General features: G+C 64.5%; 16 protein-coding genes. 8 read left to right on the top strand and 8 right to left on the bottom strand.

Features of this window, described 5'->3' with window-relative positions; genetic code table 11:
* Positions 1 to 66 precede the first annotated feature (66 nt).
* From MTX19_RS25940 to MTX19_RS25955, 4 genes are all read left to right on the top strand, one after another.
* Positions 67 to 480: a Zn-ribbon domain-containing OB-fold protein gene (locus MTX19_RS25940; RefSeq protein ID WP_066504448.1), complete on the top strand. Its 414-nt coding sequence runs from the start codon at positions 67 to 69 to the stop codon at positions 478 to 480.
* A 4-nt stretch (positions 481 to 484) separates the two neighbouring features.
* Entirely contained in the window at positions 485 to 1,624 is a 1,140-nt protein-coding gene (locus MTX19_RS25945; RefSeq protein WP_280979923.1) for a thiolase, read from the top strand.
* A gap of 203 nt (positions 1,625 to 1,827) precedes the next feature.
* Entirely contained in the window at positions 1,828 to 2,742 is a 915-nt protein-coding gene (locus tag MTX19_RS25950) for an SDR family oxidoreductase (RefSeq protein ID WP_280976844.1), read from the top strand.
* A gap of 137 nt (positions 2,743 to 2,879) precedes the next feature.
* Positions 2,880 to 3,992, top strand: a complete 1,113-nt coding sequence (locus tag MTX19_RS25955) for an SMP-30/gluconolactonase/LRE family protein (RefSeq protein ID WP_280979924.1) — start codon at positions 2,880 to 2,882, stop codon at positions 3,990 to 3,992.
* Positions 3,993 to 4,107: 115 nt separating this feature from the next.
* Here the strand turns inward: MTX19_RS25955 and ppc are convergent, their stop codons facing one another.
* The 3 genes from ppc to MTX19_RS25970 all read right to left on the bottom strand — a co-directional run bounded on the left by ppc (position 4,108) and on the right by MTX19_RS25970 (position 9,581).
* A complete protein-coding gene (ppc, locus tag MTX19_RS25960; protein ID WP_280979925.1) occupies positions 4,108 to 6,915 on the bottom strand; it encodes a phosphoenolpyruvate carboxylase in 2,808 nt (935 codons plus the stop codon).
* A gap of 167 nt (positions 6,916 to 7,082) precedes the next feature.
* The gene (locus MTX19_RS25965) at positions 7,083 to 8,630 is read right to left on the bottom strand and encodes an acyl-CoA synthetase (RefSeq protein WP_280979926.1); all 1,548 of its coding nucleotides are present in this window, start codon (positions 8,628 to 8,630) and stop codon (positions 7,083 to 7,085) included.
* A gap of 138 nt (positions 8,631 to 8,768) precedes the next feature.
* Positions 8,769 to 9,581: a crotonase/enoyl-CoA hydratase family protein gene (locus MTX19_RS25970; protein ID WP_280979927.1), complete on the bottom strand. Its 813-nt coding sequence runs from the start codon at positions 9,579 to 9,581 to the stop codon at positions 8,769 to 8,771.
* A gap of 100 nt (positions 9,582 to 9,681) precedes the next feature.
* Between MTX19_RS25970 and MTX19_RS25975 the strand changes: the two genes are divergently transcribed.
* Positions 9,682 to 10,557, top strand: coding sequence for an SDR family oxidoreductase (locus MTX19_RS25975; protein WP_280979928.1), 876 nt, complete (start codon positions 9,682 to 9,684; stop codon positions 10,555 to 10,557).
* 240 nt (positions 10,558 to 10,797) lie between these two features.
* Entirely contained in the window at positions 10,798 to 12,378 is a 1,581-nt protein-coding gene (locus MTX19_RS25980; RefSeq protein WP_280979929.1) for a fatty acid--CoA ligase, read from the top strand.
* Between the two features lie 187 nt (positions 12,379 to 12,565).
* Here MTX19_RS25980 and MTX19_RS25985 read toward each other — a convergent pair whose 3' ends face one another.
* Together MTX19_RS25985 and MTX19_RS25990 are read right to left on the bottom strand one after the other, a co-directional pair.
* Positions 12,566 to 13,045 (bottom strand): GFA family protein, encoded by a 480-nt coding sequence (locus tag MTX19_RS25985; protein ID WP_280979930.1) that lies wholly within the window; start codon positions 13,043 to 13,045, stop codon positions 12,566 to 12,568.
* A gap of 22 nt (positions 13,046 to 13,067) precedes the next feature.
* Positions 13,068 to 14,342: an acyl-CoA dehydrogenase family protein gene (locus MTX19_RS25990; RefSeq protein WP_280979931.1), complete on the bottom strand. Its 1,275-nt coding sequence runs from the start codon at positions 14,340 to 14,342 to the stop codon at positions 13,068 to 13,070.
* Between the two features lie 220 nt (positions 14,343 to 14,562).
* On the opposite strand from MTX19_RS25990, the gene MTX19_RS25995 reads away from it, so the two are divergent.
* Positions 14,563 to 15,342 (top strand): enoyl-CoA hydratase-related protein, encoded by a 780-nt coding sequence (locus tag MTX19_RS25995; RefSeq protein WP_280979932.1) that lies wholly within the window; start codon positions 14,563 to 14,565, stop codon positions 15,340 to 15,342.
* Between the two features lie 102 nt (positions 15,343 to 15,444).
* Here the strand turns inward: MTX19_RS25995 and MTX19_RS26000 are convergent, their stop codons facing one another.
* From MTX19_RS26000 to MTX19_RS26010, 3 genes are read right to left on the bottom strand one after another with little or no spacing between them, the layout of a single operon-like run.
* Complete coding sequence (locus tag MTX19_RS26000; protein WP_280979933.1) at positions 15,445 to 15,819, bottom strand: DUF6285 domain-containing protein; 375 nt, start codon at positions 15,817 to 15,819, stop codon at positions 15,445 to 15,447.
* A gap of 1 nt (position 15,820) precedes the next feature.
* The gene (locus MTX19_RS26005) at positions 15,821 to 16,807 is read right to left on the bottom strand and encodes a phosphotransferase family protein (protein WP_280979934.1); all 987 of its coding nucleotides are present in this window, start codon (positions 16,805 to 16,807) and stop codon (positions 15,821 to 15,823) included.
* Positions 16,804 to 17,598 (bottom strand): enoyl-CoA hydratase/isomerase, encoded by a 795-nt coding sequence (locus tag MTX19_RS26010; protein WP_280979935.1) that lies wholly within the window; start codon positions 17,596 to 17,598, stop codon positions 16,804 to 16,806. Before MTX19_RS26010 ends, MTX19_RS26005 begins: the two co-directional genes overlap by 4 nt.
* A 154-nt stretch (positions 17,599 to 17,752) precedes the next feature.
* Here MTX19_RS26010 and MTX19_RS26015 point away from each other — a divergent pair, with 154 nt between their 5' ends.
* Positions 17,753 to 18,535 carry an SDR family oxidoreductase gene (locus tag MTX19_RS26015; protein WP_280979936.1) on the top strand — a complete coding sequence of 261 codons (783 nt, stop codon included), beginning with the start codon at positions 17,753 to 17,755 and terminating at the stop codon, positions 18,533 to 18,535.
* Positions 18,536 to 19,162 lie beyond the last annotated feature (627 nt).

Consider the following 19,162-nt stretch of genomic DNA (forward strand, 5'->3'; position numbering starts at 1 on the left):
GACCGTTGACGGGCCTTGGTCCAATGTCGCATCAAGATTGGAACGATTTCGGGAGGATTTTCAGACATGGCCGAGCCCGCGCGCGCGAAACCAAAACCGACACCGGAGACCCAGCACTTCTGGGACGGCACGAAGGCGGGCGAATTGCGCCTGCAGCGTTGCGATGCCTGCGCCAATGTCTATTTTCCGCCGCGGCCGTTCTGCCCCTCCTGCGCCTCGCGCAAGGTCTCGGTCTTCAAGGCCAGCGGCAAGGGCAAGCTCTACAGCTATGTCATCAATCATCGCCCTGCCGCGCCCGGCTTCACGCCGCCTTACGCGATCGCGGTGGTGGAGCTCGACGAAGGCCCACGCATGATGAGCAACATCATCGATTGTCCGCAGACGCCGGAGGCGCTCGAGCTCGACATGCCGCTCGAGGTCGCGTTCCAGCAACTCGACGACAAGATCACCCTTCCCGTTTTCCGTCCGGCAAAGGGGTAACGCGATGCGCAGGAACCAGGTTGCCGTCGTCGGTGCGGCTGAAACCACCGAGCTTGGCGTGATTCCGAACATGTCGCAGATCCAGCTGCACGCGGATGCGGCGCTGAACGCGATCGCGGACGCGGGGCTGAAGCTGTCCGACATCGACGGCTTTGCCACCGCGGTCGAGACGCCGCAGCAGGTCGCACATTATCTCGGCATCACGCCGACTTGGGTCGACGGTACGTCGGTCGGCGGCTGCTCCTTCATGCTGCATGTCCGCCATGCCGCCGCCGCGATCGAGGCCGGCCTCTGCAAAACCGTGCTGATCACCCATGCCGAGAGCGGCAAGTCGATGATCGGCAAGCAGCCGCGCTTCACGCCGCCCGACAGTCTCAACGGCCAGTTCGAGGCGCCGTTCGGCGTCTACGGGCCGCCGAGCATGTTTCCGATTCCCGTGCTGCGCTTCATGAAGACCCACGGCATCACCCATGAGCAGCTCGCCATGGTCGCCGTCGTGCAGCGCGAATGGGCAGCGAAGAACCCGCGCGCGACCATGAGGGACCCGATCACGGTCGCCGACGTCCTGAATTCGCGGATGATCGCCTATCCGTTCCGCCTGCTGCAGTGCTGCCTCGTCACCGACGGCGGCGGTGCGCTGATCCTGACCTCGGCCGACCGCGCCAAGGACTTCCCGAAGAAGCCGGTCTACATCCTCGGCACCGGCGAGAGCGTGGAAACGCCGATGGTCAGCCAGATGAAGACGTTCGATTCCTCGCGCGCCTTCAAGGTCGCCGGCCCCCTGGCCTTCAAGGAAGCCGGCATCACGCACAAGGACGTCGATCATCTGATGATCTACGACGCCTTCGCGCATCTGCCGCTCTACGGCCTCGGCGACCTCGGCTTCATGCCCTATGAGGAGACCGGCAAGTTCATCGCCGACGGCAACACCCGCCCAGGCGGCAAGCTGCCGCTCAACACCAATGGTGGCGGCTTAAGCTACATGCACTCCGGCATGTACGGCATGTACGCGCTGCAGGAGAGCGTGCGGCAGATGCGCGGCATCGCGCCGGCGCAGGTGCCGAATGCGAAGATCTCAGTCTGCCACGGCGTCGGCGGCATGTTCGCAGCATCAGGTACCATCATCTTCACGAACGAGAAGTGAGTCATCTGTGAGAGACACGCTGCTCCTTTCCCTCCCTCTCCCCGCCCTCCGCGGGGAGAGGGTTGGGGTGAGGGGCTCTCTCGACAAAGACAGACTCGCGGAGAATCCCCCTCACCCGGATCGCTCGCTTGCGCGTGCGATCCGACCTCTCCCCGCAAGCGGGGCGAGGTAAGGGCGCACGGTCACTCAATCAGGAGAACCACATGGCAAAATCACTGCAGGATAAAGTCATCATCGTCACCGGCGCGGGCCGCGGCATCGGCCGCGAGATCGCGCTGCTCTGCGCGGCCGAAGGCGCGAAGGTCGTCGTCAACGACCCGGGTGGCGCGGCCGACGGCGCCGGCTCGAGCGCGGCGCCCGCCGAGGAGGTGGTCGAGGAGATCAAGAAGCGTGGCGGCACCGCCGTCGCGAACTTCGAGTCGGTGGCGGAAGCGATTCCCGCCAGCAAGATCGTGAAGACCGCGACCGATCATTTCGGCCGGCTCGACGGCGTGGTCAACAATGCCGGCATCCTCCGCGACATGATTTTCCACAAGATGAGCGTGGAAGCCTTCGAGGCTGTCATCAAGGTGCATTTGATGGGCTCGTTCTACGTCTCTCACGCTGCGGCGCGCATTTACCGCGAGCAGGAGAGCGGCTCCTTCGTGCACTTCACCTCGACCTCGGGCCTGATCGGCAATTACGGCCAGGCCAACTACGCCGCCGCCAAGCTCGGCATCGTCGGTCTGTCGAAGTCGATCGCACTCGACATGGGCCGCTTCAACGTGCGCTCGAACTGCGTATCGCCGTTCGCCTGGACCCGCATGATCGGCACCATCCCGACCGAAACCGACGCCGAGAAGGCGCGTGTCGAGAAGATCAAGCAGATGGGGCCGGAGAAGATCGCGCCGGTCTGCGCCTACCTGCTCTCGGACGCCGCCAAGGACGTCACCGGGCAAATCTTCGGCGTGCGCATGAACGAGATCTTCCTGATGGGCCAGTCGCGCCCGATCCGCTCGGTGCATCGCGGCGAAGGCTGGACCCCGGAAACGATCGCCGAGCACGGCATGCCGGCGCTGAAGGGATCGTTCTACAAGCTCGACCGCTCGGCCGACGTCTTCACCTGGGATCCGATCTGACAATTTTATGAAACGTGGTCCCGGCGCACGCGCCGGGACCACACTATCTTCGGTTGCTTCACGGCAACTTGCCCGCTTTGTGCCAGATTGCGGGCGCATGAACGGCCTCCCCATAACAAAAAGCCTGGGAGGACTTCATGACTAATCCAATCCAAACATCTGACCGTCAGGACGACAGCGTGAAGGCGTTCGACCGTCGGACAATCTTGCGCGGTGCAACCGCGCTGGCCGCGACCGCCATGGCCGCGTCCGATGCGACAGCGCGCGACTACGGCCGCAATGCAGAACCGCAGCGCTATCCCGACCCCGATATCGTCGTGATCGACGACAAGCGCTTCAAGGCCAAGGTCGGCAACACCGCGATCAAACGGCTCTACACCGGATGCCTGTGGGCGGAGGGTCCGGCCTGGAATGCGCAGGGCCAGTATCTGGTGTGGAGCGACATCCCGGCCAACCGGCAGTTGCGCTATCTCGACGATGACGGCCACATTTCCGAGCAGTTCCACAAGCCGTCGAACGAAGCGAACGGCTCGACGTTCGATTTCGAGGGACGGCAGATCACGGCCGAACGCACGCGGCTGGTTCGCTACGAGCACGACGGGACCATCACGTCGCTGGCAGAACAGGCCAATGGCAAGCAGCTCAACGGGCCGAACGACATGGTCGTGCATCCCAACGACAAGTCGATCTGGTTCACCGATCCCGGCTATGGCGCGCTCTCGACCTACGAAGGGCAGCGCGCCAACACCGGCTCTCTCCAACCCTACCAGAAGGAAGCGGTCTATCGGATCGACGCATCGACCGGACAGATCACCAAGGTCGCCGACGAGCCGTTCAAGCCGAACGGCATCGCCTTCAGCCACGACTACAAGAAGGTCTATGTCTGCGATACCGGCATCACACATTATCCGAACGCGAAGAACATCGTCTGGCAGTACGACCTCAACGGCGACAAGCTCTCCAACCCGCGCACGCTGATCGACATGACGTTGGACGGCAAGTCAGGCTTCCCGGACGGCATGCGCGTCGACATCGACGGCAACATCTGGGTCGGCGCCGGCTGGGTCGGCCCCGGCTATGACGGCGTGCAGGTGTTCGCGCCCGATGGTCAGCGCATCGGCCAGATCCTGCTGCCGGAGACCTGCGCCAACCTCACCTTCGGCGGCAAGAAGCGCAACCGCCTGTTCATGACCGCGAGCCAATCGCTCTATGCGGTCTATGTCGAGACCAAGGGTGCGCATAACTGCTGAGAGACTTGTCATACGTCGTCATTGCGAGGAGCAAAGCGACGAAGCAATCCATCTTACCGCTTGCGGCTCAATGGATTGCTTCGCTGCGCTCGCAATGACGGCGTATCATCACGGACTAGCCACTATTTCTCAGTCCGGCTGAAATCCCGTTGATCGTGATCTGAATCCCCCGCAGCACCTGCTCGTCAGGGTTCTGCGCGCGATGCTCCTTCAACAGCTCCACCTGCACATGGTTGAGCGGGTCGAGATAGGGGAAGCGGTTGCGGATCGAGCGCTCCAGCAGCGGGTTGCCTTGCAGCAGGCGATCCTGGCCCATGATGTCGAGCAGCGTCTCGATCGAGAGATGCCATTCCCTGCGGATGCGGCCGAAGATCTCCTCGCGCAGCGCGACGTCGGAAACCAGTTCTGCATAGCGCGAGGCGATCGCAATCGAGCTTTTCGCCAGCACCATGTCCATGTTGGAGAGCAGCGTGCGGAAGAACGGCCATTCCTTGTAGAGCTCCTGCAGGAAGGGCATGCCCTGCTCCGGATGCTCGGCGATCCATGTCTCCACCGCGCTGCCAAAGCCGTACCAGCCCGGCAGCATCAGCCGGCACTGCGCCCAGGAGAACACCCAGGGGATGGCGCGAAGGTCCTCGATCTCGCGGGTCTTCTTGCGTGACGCCGGGCGGCTGCCGATGTTTAGCGTCGCGATCTCATTGATGACGGTCGAGCCCCAGAAGTAATCGGCAAAGCCCTCGGTCTCGTAGACGAGGCCGCGATAGGCCTTGAAGGCGAGCGCCGAGATCTGCTCCATCGCCTGCAGATATTCGAGCCGCGGTGCGCTCTTCCGCGGCTGCAACAGGCTGGTCTCGAGCGTCGCGGCGGCGAGGATCTCGAGATTGCTGCGGCCGACCTCGGCATTGGAATATTTCGAGGAGATGATCTCGCCCTGCTCGGTGATGCGGATCTGGCCGTTCACCGCGCCGCCGGGCTGCGCGATGATCGCGTCATAGCTCGGGCCGCCACCGCGCCCGACCGAGCCGCCGCGGCCGTGGAACAGGCGCAAACGCACGCCGTGGCGTTCGAACACCTCGACGAGGCCGATCTCGGCCTTGTAGAGTTCCCAGCCCGAGGTGACGAAGCCGCCATCCTTGTTGCTGTCGGAATAGCCGAGCATCACTTCCTGCACGCTGCCGAGGCTGTCGACCAGCTTGCGGTAATCATGCAGCGCCAACATGCGGTCCATGATGCCGCTGGAAGCCTGCAGATCCTCGATCGTCTCGAACAGCGGCACGATGTTGATCGCGCTGCGGCCGGACGGATTGACCAGCCCGACCTCCTTTAAGAGCACCGCGACCTCGAGCATGTCGGACATGCCCTTGCACATCGAGATGATGCACTGGGAGATCACCTCGGAGCCGAATTTGGCGTGCGCCTCGGCCGCAGCACGGAACACAGCGAGCTCGCCCTGGGTCTCCTCCGAATATTTGACGAAGGGTGAAGCGAGCGGCCGCGCGTTGCGCAACTCATTGACCAGCAGGCTGACCCGGGCGTCCTCGCCGAGCGCCAGATAGGACATGCCGGCATTGGCCGTATCGAACAGCTCGGCAATGGTGCGCTCGTGCACCGCCGAATTCTGGCGGATGTCGAGCCGCGCGAGATGGAAGCCGAAGCAATCCACCGCGCGCCGCAGCAGCCGCAGGCGGCCGCGCGCGATCACGCCGGAATTGTTCGCGATCAGCGAGCGGTTCAGCACGTCGAGATCGGCCTGGAATTCCTTGACGCTCGCATACGGCTCGGCCTTGCCGACGGGCGGCCGCCTGGTCTCGACCTCGAGCCGGGCGGCAGTCGCCACGAGCCTGGCGTAGATGCCCGAGACCGCGAGCCGATAAGGCTCGCCGCTTCGGTGCGGCGAGGTGTCGGGTGAGCGTTCAGCAAGCGTGCGCAGCTCCTCCGAAACGTCGGCGAGATGCGCCGCCAGCGACAGCTCGGCGCCGAGGGCGTGTAGCTCCTCGAGGTAGAAGCTGAGCGCGCAGCTCGACTGCAGCCGCAGCGTGCCGCGCATCACCTCCGCGGTGACGAAGGGATTGCCGTCGCGGTCGCCGCCGATCCAGCTTCCGATCTTGAGAAACGAGGCGAGATCACCGGCCTCGCCGCCCTCCTTGTTCAGGCGATCCTCCAGCGCGCAGTGCAGCCGCGGGACTTCCTGCAGGAAGGTGTAGTCGTAGAAGGACAGGCCGTTGGCGACCTCGTCGAGCACGGTCAGCTTGGTCCGGCGCAGGAGATTGGTCTGCCACAGCGTCACCACCGCGCGGCGGAGCTGCTCGTCGGTGGCCTCGCTCTCGTCCGGCGTCATCTTCAATCGCTCGCGGCGGTCGAGCAGTTCCGCGATCTCCATCTCGCGGTCCATCGTGCTCTTGCGGCGGACCTCGGTCGGATGCGCGGTGAGCACCGGGCTGACCAGCGCGCCTTTGAAGAAGCTGCGGAGATCGGCCGGGCTGATGCCGGCGTCCCTGGCGTGCTTGAGCGTCTGCTCCAGCAGGCTCCGCCGCGGCGCCCCGCCCGGGCCGCCACTGCGCATCTGGCGGATGTTGTTCTGGTCCTCGGCGATGTTGGCCAGATGGGAGAAGTAGCTGAAGGCGCGGACGATCCGCAGCGTCTCGGCGATCGACATGCCGTCGAGGATGGTCTCCAGCTCGCGCCGCGCCAGCTTGTCCTCGTCGCGATGGAACCGGACCGAGGTCTGGCGAATGCGCTCGACCAGGTCGAACGCGTCCGCCCCCTCCTGGTCCCGCACGGTATCGCCGAGCACGCGGCCCAGCAGGCGGATGTCTTTCCGAAGCCGCGCGTCCTCCTCCTGAGCCGTTCTCTCAAGCAGGTTGGCTTCCTCGGCGCGCTTGGCCCGGGTTTCGGTCTCGGAAGGCATGGTCTGGGGAGGCATAGCTGGCTACTCCAGAAGCTTGCCCGGCAATGCCTCGGAGTGTGCAACTTTTTTGCCGCAGCGCAAGATGAACTTGCGCGGTGCACACGTCCACCGCTGTCCCTGCGAGAGCAGGGACCCGGCTACGTCCAGCTTGCCGCGGGATGACGGCGTCCATGGTCCGCCCCCTAGATCCTCCTCCCCGCCCGTTCCCAATACGGGTCGCGCAGGCGGCGCTTGAAGATCTTGCCGGAGTCCTCGCGCGGCAGATTGGTCTGGATCTCGACGTGCTTGGGCACCTTGTAATCGGCAAGCGAGGTCTTGAGCTCTGCGCGGATCGCGGCCGTGTCCAGCGTCACGCCGGGTTGCGGCTCGATCACCGCCATCAGCGCCTCGCCGAACTCCGCGTCGGGAATGCCGAACACCGCGCAATCGTGCACGCCGGGAACCGCATGCAGCACCGCCTCGATCTCCGCCGGATAGATGTTGACGCCACCCGAGATCACCATGTCTCGCTTGCGATCGCAGATGAAGACATAGCCGTCCTCGTCGATATAGCCGACGTCGCCCGAGGTGATGAATCCCTCGCGATCGATCTCGGCGCGCTTCTCGGGCTTGTTGTGATAGGTGAAGTCGGGGTTGCCCGCGATTCGCGAATAGATCTCGCCGATCTGCCCCTGCGGCACCTCCTTGCCGTCATCGCCGATGAAGCGCAGCTCGGCGCCGGGCGAGATCTTGCCGACCGTTCCCGGCTTCTTCAACGCATCCTCGGAATTGGCGAAGGTGACCGCGCCCGATTCCGTCGAGCCGTAGAATTCGTAGATCACCGGTCCCCACCACTCGATCATCGCGCGCTTGACGTCGGGCGGACACGGCGCGGCAGCGTGGATGATGTGGCGCAGCGACGACATGTCGTACTTCCTGCGCACCTGCTCCGGCAGCTTCATCAGGCGAATGAACATCGTCGGCACCATGAAGATGGTGTCGATCTTCTCGCGCTCGATCAGCCGCAGAAATTCTTCCGCGTCGAACCGCGGCATCAGCACCAGCACGCCGCCGAGCCGCCCGGAGCGCAGCCCGAACGAATTTGGCGCGGAATGATAGAGCGGACCCGGTAGGATCGCCCGCGCCCCCGGCTTCAGGCCGTAGATCATCGCCCGCATGGCTTCGGCGTTGGCCGTCTGTGCCGGCGTCGGCGCGAAGCGGCGCACGCCCTTGGGATGGCCCGTGGTGCCGGAGGTGTAGATCATGTTCTGCGGCTGCGGCACCGCCGGCCCCTCGTAGCGCGGATGCTGCGCCAGCCAGGACTCGAAATCGATCGCGAAATCCGGCGTTGCGAGATGATCGGGATCGATCTTGTAGTTCGCCAATATCTCCGGCGGCGTCGGCACGCTGAGCACGGTGACACCTGCCGGGATGGCGCCGCGCAGCGCATGCAGCATATCGGCATGGGCGATCAGGACGCGCGTGCCGGAATCGGTCAACACATAGTTGATCTCCTCCGGCTTGAAGTGCCAGTTGATCGGCACGCCGTAGGCACCGAGCCGCATCGCCGCATAGGCGGCCTCGATGAAGGCGATGTCATTGCGCATCTGCATGCAGACGCTGTCGCCCGGCCTGACGCCGAGCTTGTGCAAGCCGCTCGCAATGCGGTCGGCGCGCTCGGCGATTGCGGCATGGTCGCGCTTACGCTCGCCGCTGATGATGCCGTGGAAGAGTTGGGACGTTTCGCTCATTCTTTCTTCTTTTTGGTCAACTCGAATAGCTACCCTCATGGTGAGGTGGCGCATCGCGCCGTCTCGAACCATGAGGCCCGTGGCCCATTCCTCGAGACGCCGCTTGCGCGGCTCCTCTGGATGAGGTCGGAAGCTGGCTCACGCATCCGCAAAGCGCGGCGCGCGCTTCTCGAGATTCGCGCGTACGGCTTCGGTCTGGTTCGGGCTGCCGAGCAGCTTCTGCTGCTCGACGGACTCCGCAAGCAGCGCCGCAGCCGGATCGACGGAGAGATTGTTCAACATCCGCTTTGCCGCGCGGATCGCATCCGGGCTCTTGCCGGCGATCTCGCGCGCAACCTCGAGCGCCGCGGCGCGGGGATCGTCGCAGACGCGGGTGGCAAGGCCGTAGCTCTGGGCCTCCTGCGCCGAGAAGATGCGCCCGGTGTAGGTGAGCTCGCGCAGGATGTCGTCGCGCACCAGGCTCGCGAGGATTGGCGTGCCCGCCATGTCGGGCACTAGGCCCCATTTGATCTCCATGATCGACATCCGCGCGTCCGGCGAGAGGAAGCGCATGTCGGCACCGAGCGCGAGCTGGAAGCCGCCGCCGAAGGCAACGCCGTGGACTGCGGCGATCACGGGCACCGGAAGCTGGCGCCAACCCCAGACCGCCTGCTGCGGGAAGTTGGCCTTGCCATGGGTGCGAACGGTGAGGTCGCGCTTTTCGCCTCCCGGCACCCCGTTACCGCCCTTCTCCTTCATCGCGGCGAAGCGGCCCATGTCGAGGCCGGCGCAGAAGGCCCGGCCCTCGCCGGACAACACCACCACGCGCAGGCCTTTTTCCTTGGAAAGTCGGTCGGTTGCAGCGACCAACGCCTCGAACATCGCGGCATCGAGCGCGTTCATCTTGTCCGCCCGCACCAGGCGGACATCGGCGATACCGTCCGAAATCGATATCGAAACGCGATCTTCCATTGAAATCTCCTCCGCTTTCCTCGTTGGCGCTTTACAGAAAGGCCGTTGTTCGGTTTTAGTCAATCGACCAATTAACTGACAACCCCCGTGGGTGGAAACGATGTTTAGCGATCAGCTTCTCGCCGGGCGGCGCATACTGGTAACCGGAGGCGGCACCGGCCTCGGCAAGTCCATGGCCTCGCGGTTCCTGCAGCTCGGGGCCGAGGTCCACATCTGCGGACGCCGCAAGGCCGTCTGCGACGAGACCGCCACCGAGCTGATGGGCGAATACGGCGGACGCGTCGTCAGCCACGGCGTCGACATCCGCAACGCGTTGGCCGTCGACGAGATGATCGAGGCGATCTGGACCACCAGCGGCCCCCTCACCGATCTCATCAACAACGCCGCAGGCAATTTCATCTCGCGCTCGGAAGAGCTGTCGCCGCGCGGCTTCGATGCGGTCGCCAACATCGTGATGCACGGCACCTTCTACGTGACGCATGCGGTCGGCCGCCGCTGGATCGCCGGCAAGCACCGCGGCAACGTGGTGTCGATCACCGTGACCTGGGTGCGCAACGGCTCGCCCTATGTGGTGCCGTCGGCGATGAGCAAGTCGGCGATCCACGCCATGACGATGTCGCTCGCGGTCGAGTGGGGCAAATACGGCATCCGCCTCAACACCATCGCGCCCGGTGAAATCCCGACCGAGGGCATGAGCAAGCGCATCAAGCCGGGCGACGAGGCCGGTGCGCGGACCAAGGCAATGAACCCGATGGCCCGCGTCGGCACCATGGAGGAATTGCAGAACCTCGCCGTGTTCCTGATCTCCGGCGGCTGCGACTGGATCAACGGCGAGACCATCGCCATGGACGGCGCGCAGGCGCTCGCGATGGGCGGCAACTTCTACCAGCTTCGCGACTGGAGTGACGACGACTGGACCAAGGCGCGCGAGTCGATCAAGGCGCAGAACGAGAAGGATCGCGCAGCGCGAGGCTGAAGCTCGCGCTTGCGCATCAATCATCGCTGTCGTCCTGGCGAAAGCCAGGACCCATAACAACCGCCGTGTGTTGTTACGCAGGCCGTGGCCCCAGCGCCGCGCCATACGCGCACTCGTGGTAATGGGTCCTGGCTTTCGCCAGGACGACGTTGAAACATCGCGGCCGCCTCTACCGTATTGTCTTTGCTGCCGGATGCCGCCACACTCCGCGCAAGCAAAACAAAACACTCCTGGGGAAATATGTCCGCTGCACAGCCACTGGCGAACCTCGCCGACATGGTCCGCGACCGCGCCAAGAGCCGCGGCGATGCGCTGGCCTACGAATTCGAGGGACGCCAGACCACCTTCGCCGAGTTCGACATCAAGACCAACCGCGTCGCCAATGCGTTGATCGCAATGGGCGTGAAGAAAGGCGAGCGCATCGCCTATCTCGGCAAGAACAGCGACTTCTATTTCGAGCTCTTGATGGGCGCGATGAAGGCCGGCGTGGTGATGGCGCCGGTGAATTGGCGGCTTGCGGGCCCCGAGGTCGCCTTCATCGTCGACGACTGCAAGGCGCCGGTGCTGTTCGTCGGTCCCGAATTCATCACGCAGGTGCGCAACATCAGAGACAAGCTGCCGAACGTGCGCACGATCATCACAACCGAAGGCGGCGCACCGGAATGGTCCGATTATCTCGCCTGGCGTGACGCGCAGAGCAGCGACGATCCACGCGTGCCGATCGCGCCGAAGGACATCGCGATCCAGCTCTACACCTCGGGCACGACCGGCAAGCCGAAGGGCGCGATGTTGTCGCACGCCAACTTCCTCAACCTGGTGCAGTCCGGTAACGAGGCCGACAAGCCGGACTGGAACAAATGGACCACCGACGACGTCTCCCTGGTCGCGATGCCGATCTTCCACATCGGCGGCTCCGGCTGGGGCGTGATGGGCCTCTATCACGGCGCCCGCGGTGTGATCGCCCGCGAGTTCGATCCGACCAAGGTGCTCGACTTCTTCGAGCAGTCCGGCATCACCAAGCTCTTCATGGTGCCGGCCGCGATGCAGTTCGTGGTGCGGCAGCCGCGGGCGCGGCAGGTCGATTTCTCCCGCCTGAAATACATGCTCTATGGCGCTTCGCCGATTCCCGCGGCGCTGCTGAAGGAATGCATCGAGGTCTTCAAATGCGGCTTCGTTCAGATGTACGGCATGACCGAGACCACCGGCACCATCGTCGCGCTGCCGCCGGAGGATCACATCGAGGGACTCGACCGCATGCGCTCCGCGGGGAAGGCCCTGCCCGGCGTCGAGCTCGCGATCCTGGACGCGGAAGGCAACCGCCTGCCGCCCGGCGAAGTCGGCGAGATCGCGACCCGCTCCGGCTCCAACATGGCCGGCTACTGGAATCTGCCTGAGGCGACTGCGAAGACCATCGACAAGGACGGCTGGCTGCGCACCGGCGATGCCGGCTATATGGACAAGGACGGCTATCTCTACATCCACGACCGCATCAAGGACATGATCATCTCCGGCGGCGAGAACATCTATCCGGCCGAGGTCGAGAGCGCGCTCTGCGATCACCCCGACATCGCGGAAGCCGCGGTGATCGGCATCCCCGACGAGAAATGGGGTGAGGCGGTGAAGGCCGTGGTGGTGATGAAGCCGGGCAAGACGGCGACGGCGACCGACATCATCAACTTCACCCGCGAGCGAATCGCCGGCTACAAGACGCCGAAGTCGGTCGACTTCATCGCGGCGCTGCCGCGCAACCCGTCGGGCAAGATCTTGCGCCGGAACTTGCGTGATCCGTACTGGGCGGGAAAGGACCGGCAGGTGAATTAGCCTCCGTCACCGTTGAGCCGTCGGCCAGTGCCGTCGGCCTCATGGTTCGAGACGACCCACGTCGTGGGTCTCCTCACCATGAGGAGATCGATTTCCGGTGCCGCACGAACGTTTCCCTTCATGGTGAGGAGGCGCAACGCGCCGTCTCGAACCATGAGGCCCGGCTGGTGCCGAATGGCGCTGCGCATCACTTCTTCCCCGCCTTCTCCCGCATGATCCGCCGCCGCTCCTTCGCCTCGTCAGACCACACCTCGTTGAGGTCGTAGAACTCGGCGAAGACTTTTGCGCCCGGCGGCAGCGTCACCCAGGGCTGCTTCGTCGAGGTGAAGATGTGGACGTCGGGCGGGCACTGGCTGGGATCATCCATGGTGCCGACGCGGACGAAGCGCACCGCCGGCCCCGAGCCCGGGTAGTTGCTCCAGACAGCGACCTTGCAGATCGGACAGCGCGCGATCTTCTGGCCCTTGCCGCTGGCCGACGGGGTATCGATGATCTCCGGCTCAGCCGCGAGGTGCTCGACCCGCTCGGCCTCGTACATCGCGTTGACCGCATGCACGGTGCCAGTCTCGCGCTGGCACCAGGTGCAGTGGCAGGCATGCACGATCAGTGGCCTGCCGGTCAGGCGGTAGCGGATGTGTCTGCAGGTACATCCACCTTCCATGCTCATGCCGCCTCCTCCATCGGATGGCTCAGTGCTTGCCGGCTCCCATGTAGCCGAACAGGAAGCCCGCCACCTTGCGCTTCTGGATCTCCTCGCTGCCCTCGGTGATGCGATAGCGGCGGTGGTGGCGATAGATGTGCTCGAACGGCTTGTGGCGCGAATAGCCCATGCCGCCATGCACCTGCATCGCGCGATCGGCGGCATCGCAGCACAGCCGGTTTGCCCAATAGTTGCACATCGAGACCCTGTCCGACAAAGTGTGCTCGACCTGCGCCTGGGTGAGCTGGTCCATCTCCCAGGCGGTCTTGCGGATCAACAGCCGCAGCATCTCGGCCTGGGTCGCAAGCTCGACCAGCGGCCACTGGATCGCCTGGTTCTCGGCCAGCGCCTTGCCGAACGGCTTGCGCTCCCGCGCGTATTTGACGCTCTCATTGATGCAGTAGACCGCAGCCCCCAGCGAGCTTGCCGCCTGTCGAATGCGGTTCTCGTGGACGAAGCATTGCGCCAGCGACAGGCCGCGGCCGACCTCGCCGAACTGGGCATCCTCAGGCACGAACACATCGGTAAAGCTGACGCGCGGATGATCGGTCGGCATGTTGAAGGTCCACATATACTGCTCGACCTTCACGCCCGGCGATTTCGCCGGCACCAGGAAGCAGGTGATGCCGCGGGCATCGCCATCATTGCCGGACGTGCGGGCAAACAGCGCGCAGTGCGTGGCGACATGCATGCCGGTGGTCCACATCTTCTCGCCGTTGATGATCCAGCCCTTCACATTGTCGCGGGTTGCCGGCACCGCTCTGGTTTCCATATGCGTGGCGTCGGAACCATGCTCGGGCTCGGTGAGCCCGAAGGTGATGCGGTACTTGCCGGTGATCGAACCATCGATCATCGCCTTCTGCTCGTCGGTTCCGTAACGGTCGAGCATCGTCACGACAGGGAAATTTCCGACGATCGAATGCTCGTTCTGCAGGTCGTTGTGCAGGCCGAGCCCCTTCGAGGCGAAATGCTCGCGGATCACGGCCATCCAGAGGTTGGAGCCGTCCTTGCCGCCATAGCGCTTCGAGATCGCAAAACGCAGGTGACCGGCGGCATCGGCTCGATCCTTGGCCTTGCGCAGCAACGCCTCCCATTCGTGGCGCGGCAGGCCGCCATTGTCGAAATCGGTGCGCGCCCATTCGCGGCGATGATCGAAGAAGCGGATGTTGTCGTCGGCTTCCTCGAGCGGCTTGATCTCACGTTCGATGAAGCGATCGAGCTCGCCGAGATAGGCTGTCAGGTCAGCCGGCAGATTGAAATCCAAGGCAGTCTCTCCCGGAAATATCGTTGATTTTGAGTTTGTGTTTAGACGCTATCGCGCCTGCGCGTTCGGATCGATTAAGGTGAGAAGCCCACGTCCAAGTCAAGCAGGCGGATGACGCTTGCATGCGCGGTCGCCTTGCGTAATTGGATGGCACGGAACGGCGCGCACGCGCTAGGATGCCAATCATATTCTTCGCCGCAGAAAATCGACGGGAGCAAACATGGACCTCAAATTCTCCAAGGTGACGCGCAAGGGCCCCATCACCATCGTAACGCTGTCGCGCCCCGAGGTTTACAACGCGCTGCATATCGACGCGCATTTTGAGCTCAACAAGGTGTTCGACGACTTCTCCGCCGATCCCGACCAATGGGTCGCGATCGTCACCGGCGCCGGCGACAAGGCGTTCTGCGCCGGCAACGATTTGAAATGGCAGGCCGCGGGCGGCAAGCGCGGCTGGGACAAGGGCGGCTTCGCCGGGCTGACCACCCGCTTCGACTGCGACAAGCCGATCATCGCCGCCGTCAACGGCGTCGCGATGGGCGGCGGTTTCGAGATTGCGCTCGCCTGCGATCTGATCATCGCCTCTGAGAATGCGACCTTCGCCCTGCCCGAGCCGCGCGTCGGGCTTGCGGCGCTGGCCGGCGGCCTGCACCGGCTGCCGCGGCAGATCGGGCTGAAGCGCGCGATGGGGATGATCCTCACCGCGCGCCATGTCAGCGCCAAGGAGGGCCTTGAGCTCGGCTTCGTCAACGAGGTGGTGCCGCAGGGCGAGGCGCTGGCCGCCGCCGAGCGCTGGGCCGAGACGATTGCCAAGAACTCGCCGATGTCGATCCGCGCCTCCAAGCAGACCATCCAGCGCGGCCTCGAAGTGTCGCTGGAGCAGGCGATGACCGAGCAGCGCGACTATCCGGCGGTGAAGGCGATGGTGGCCTCGCAGGATTACATCGAGGGTCCGAAGGCGTTTTCGGAGAAGCGCCCGCCGAAGTGGCTGGGGCGGTAAGCCAGCCGTCATTGCCGCACCATCCTGTAGGATGGGTAGAGCGCAACGAAACCCATCGGCCGTTGCCGCAGTCGTGATGGGTTTCGCTTCGCTCTACCCATCCTACTTGTTCCCGAGCTCCCTCTTGTACGACGCGTAGTTCGGCTGATCGACCGCGAGCTTGTCCATCGTGGTCTGCCAGAGATGCTCTGACAGTCCCGGCGTCTTCAGATCGACCTCGCCGCGCGCGATCTTGTCCGATAGCGCTCGGTTGAGCTCCGTCAGCGAACCATCGACGCCGAGCAACTGCTTCAGCCGCGCGGCTTCGGCGGTGTCGCTTGCCTCAGCCAGCGCGAGCTGCCGCGTCACCAGGTCGAGCGCGTTGATGCCGACGCGGAGCTTGAAGGCGTTATGGCCCTTGATCGCCGGAGTGATCTCGCTTCGCAGAAAGTCGGCGACGGCCTTGATCAATTCAGTGGGTGTCGGTTCGTCCTGCATGTTAATTGCCTCGCGGAGCAAGTAGCCGCAACAGATCGATCTCGGTTTCGGACGCACGCCGCCCGATCATCGCGCGCTCCATCGAATGATCGGGGCCGCTGCGGAAGCGCTGCATCATGCCGCAGCACATCACGCCCCAACGCAGCGTGCCCATCACCTCCCAGAACATCACCCGCTCCGGGTCCGCCTTGCGGCCGGCCTCCTCGTAGCCCGCGAACAGGTCCTCGCGCGAACCGAAGCCGCCGACCGGCTTGTCGATCTCGCCGAACCGCCAGGAGTTGACGCAGATCCATCCCAAGTCCTCCATCGGATCGCCGAAATGCGCGAGCTCCCAGTCGAGCACCGCGCGCACCCCGTCGGGGCCGATGATCAGATTGCCGTGCCGGAAATCACCGTGCACCAGCGTCACCTCGGACGACGGGCCGGGATCGTGATCGCGCAGCCAGCGCAGCGCCAGCTCGAACACCGGCCGCGGCCAATTGAAGCTGCGATATTCGCGTTCGAGATCCTCGATCTCCCTGGTCGCGGTCATGCTGCGCAGCTTCGGCAGCCTGGCTTGCGGCAGGCCATGAATGCCGGCGATGACCCGGCCGAGCTGGCGCGCCAGGATCGGCCGGGCGCTCGCAAATTCCTCGTCGCGCAAAATCTTGCGCGCGATGGTCTCGCCCTCGACGCGCGCCATGATAAAGCCGCGGCCGAGGCCGTCCTCCGGCGTCAGGATGTGCATCACCTTCGGCGACGGCAGGCCCGCGTCATGCGCGAGCTGCATCAGCGTGGCCTCGGCATCGAGCCCCGCCGCCCGCGAGGGCGAGGCGCCGTAGCCCGGCGGTGCGCGGCGCAGGATCGCGCCGACATTGCCGCTGGGATGGACGATGTCGAAGCTCCAGGTCTCCTGGCTGGCGCCGCCGGAGAGCTTTGCGGCGCCAGTGACGCCGGTTGCGCCTGAAAAGAACGACGCGACGCAGCGCCCGAGCTCGGCCTCGATCATTTGCCCTTGAACTTCGCTGGCCGCTTCTCGAGGAATGCGGTGACGCCTTCCTTGAAATCCTCGGCGCTGCCGGCGATCCGCTGCGACTCGAATTCGAGGTTGAGCTGCTCCTCGAACGAATTCTCCGGGCTATCCCAATAGAGCTTCCTGATCAGCGACAGCGCAATCGTCGGACCGTTGGCGAGCTCATGGGCCAGCTTCATCGCTTCCTCCATCAGCGCGCCGTCGTCATAGACGCGGTTGACGAGGCCCCATTCCAGCGCCTTCTCGGCCGGCAGCCGCTCGCCGAGCAGCGACAGCTCGACCGAGCGCGCCTTGCCGATCAGCCGCGGCAGCAGCCAGGTCGAGCCGCAATCCGGCACTAGGCCGATGCGGCGGAACGCCTGCAGGAAGTAGGACGAGCGCGCGCACAGAATGAGATCGCCCATCAGCGCGAAGCTCATCCCGGCGCCGGCCGCCGGGCCGTTCACCGCCGTGACGATCGGACAGTGCAGCTTGCGCAATCGGCGCAGGAACGGATGGAACGCGGTCTCCAGCGCCGCGCCGGCATTGCTGCGGCCGGGCTTCTGCTGCGTGTTGCGGCCCTGCAGATTGGCGCCGGTGCAGAACGCGCGGCCCGCGCCCGTGATGACGAGGCAGCGCACCTCATTGCGCGTGTCGTCGATCGCATCGAGCGCCTCGCCAAGGCCGCCCAGCATGTCGATCGACACCGCGTTCATGACCTCCTGATGGTCGAGCTTGAGGATCGCGACCGATCCGTCGAAGTCGAGCGTGACGTGCTTGAACTGCATTGTTTCCTCTATCTGTTGTCCCGCATTGGTAGTGCGGTAGGTCGAACGTAATGTCTCGACCCATATTTGATTTTTGCGCCGGGCTTGTCCATGGTGGCCGCAAGCCCATCCTCGAACGCGTGATTAGCGCGCACCCAACCAAATGGAAACCCCAATGAGTGGCATCTTCGACCTCACCGGCCGCGTCGCGGTCATCACCGGCGGCAATGGCGGCATCGGCCTCGGCATCGCGCAGGTCCTGAACGCCGCCGGCTGCAACGTCTCGATCTGGGGCCGCAACGCGGACAAGAACGCGAGCGCGGCCGCGTCGATGGCGGCCGGTCCCGGCAAGGTCGCAACGCAAATCTGCGACGTCAGCGATCCCGCCTCCGTCAAGGCGGCGATGAAGGCAACGCTCGACAGGTTCGGCCGCGTCGACGGTTGCTTCGCCAACGCCGGCATCGGCGGCGGCGGACGGCGTGCCTTCATCGATCGCACCGAGGAAGAATGGCGCAGGATGTTCGCGACCAATCTCGACGGCGTCTTCCATGTCTTCCAGGCCGCCGCGCGCCACATGACCGCGCGTGCCGAGGCCGGCGACAAGTTCGGCCGCCTGGTCGCGACCTCGAGCCTCGCCTCGCTGTTCGGCACCGCGCGCAACGAGCACTATGCCGGCACCAAGGCGGCGCTGAACGCGCTGTGCCGCGCGCTCGGCGTCGAGCTCGCGCGCTACGGCGTCACCGCGAATGCCATCCTGCCCGGCTGGATCAAGAGCGACATGACCGCAGGCATCATGGCCAACGACAAGTTCGTCGCCAACGTGATGCCTCGCATCCCGGTGCGCCGCTTCGGCGAGCCGAGCGACTTCGGCGGCATCGCCGTCTACATCATGAGCAAGGCCTCGTCCTATCATACGGCCGACTGCTTCGTGATCGACGGCGGATACACGGCGTTCTAGGCCGGCGTCGCCGCATCCACCGATGTCGTCCCTGCGAAAGCAGGGACCCATTACCACAGTAGCCTGTTGTGTGAGAGACTGCGGCCGCAGCGTCGCAAGACAATTCGTGCTGGTGGTTATGGGTCCCGGGTCGCGCTGCGCTTGCCCGGGACGACATCGAGTGTGCGGTACAAGCGTGGTCATACTTCCGCATTCTCGCGGCGCCGATGCGTCCGAGTCTTGCGTTGACTTGCTCCTCCGCATTCAGCAGAGGGCGCAGGGAAAGCCGGGTGCCGATCGCACCCATGGGCCCTGTGCAACAAAAAAAGCACAGGGGTGGGACCACAGGTGAAACCGGAAAACACTCCGGCTTTCCCTGCGCGATGGTTTTACGGCTTATACGTGCTCTCCCCGGCGAGACTGGGCTTTGTTGTCACCGTCATCAGTGAGAGCTCTTGCTCTTACCGATGAGACACCTGCCACTAGGGCGTCAGGCCTGCACGATTTCGCCGTCCGCCGCATGCGCACTCGTCAGTTGCACGTGAGGCGTCCACCGCATCCCAACCCAACACTCGTGACGATCGCGAAGCGCCCCTCAGGCGGGTGAGATGGGCGGATTCATACACTGAATTTATATTCTGAAAAACA

It is taken from the genome of Bradyrhizobium sp. ISRA464 (genome assembly GCF_029910095.1).
Lineage (GTDB): Bacteria > Pseudomonadota > Alphaproteobacteria > Rhizobiales > Xanthobacteraceae > Bradyrhizobium.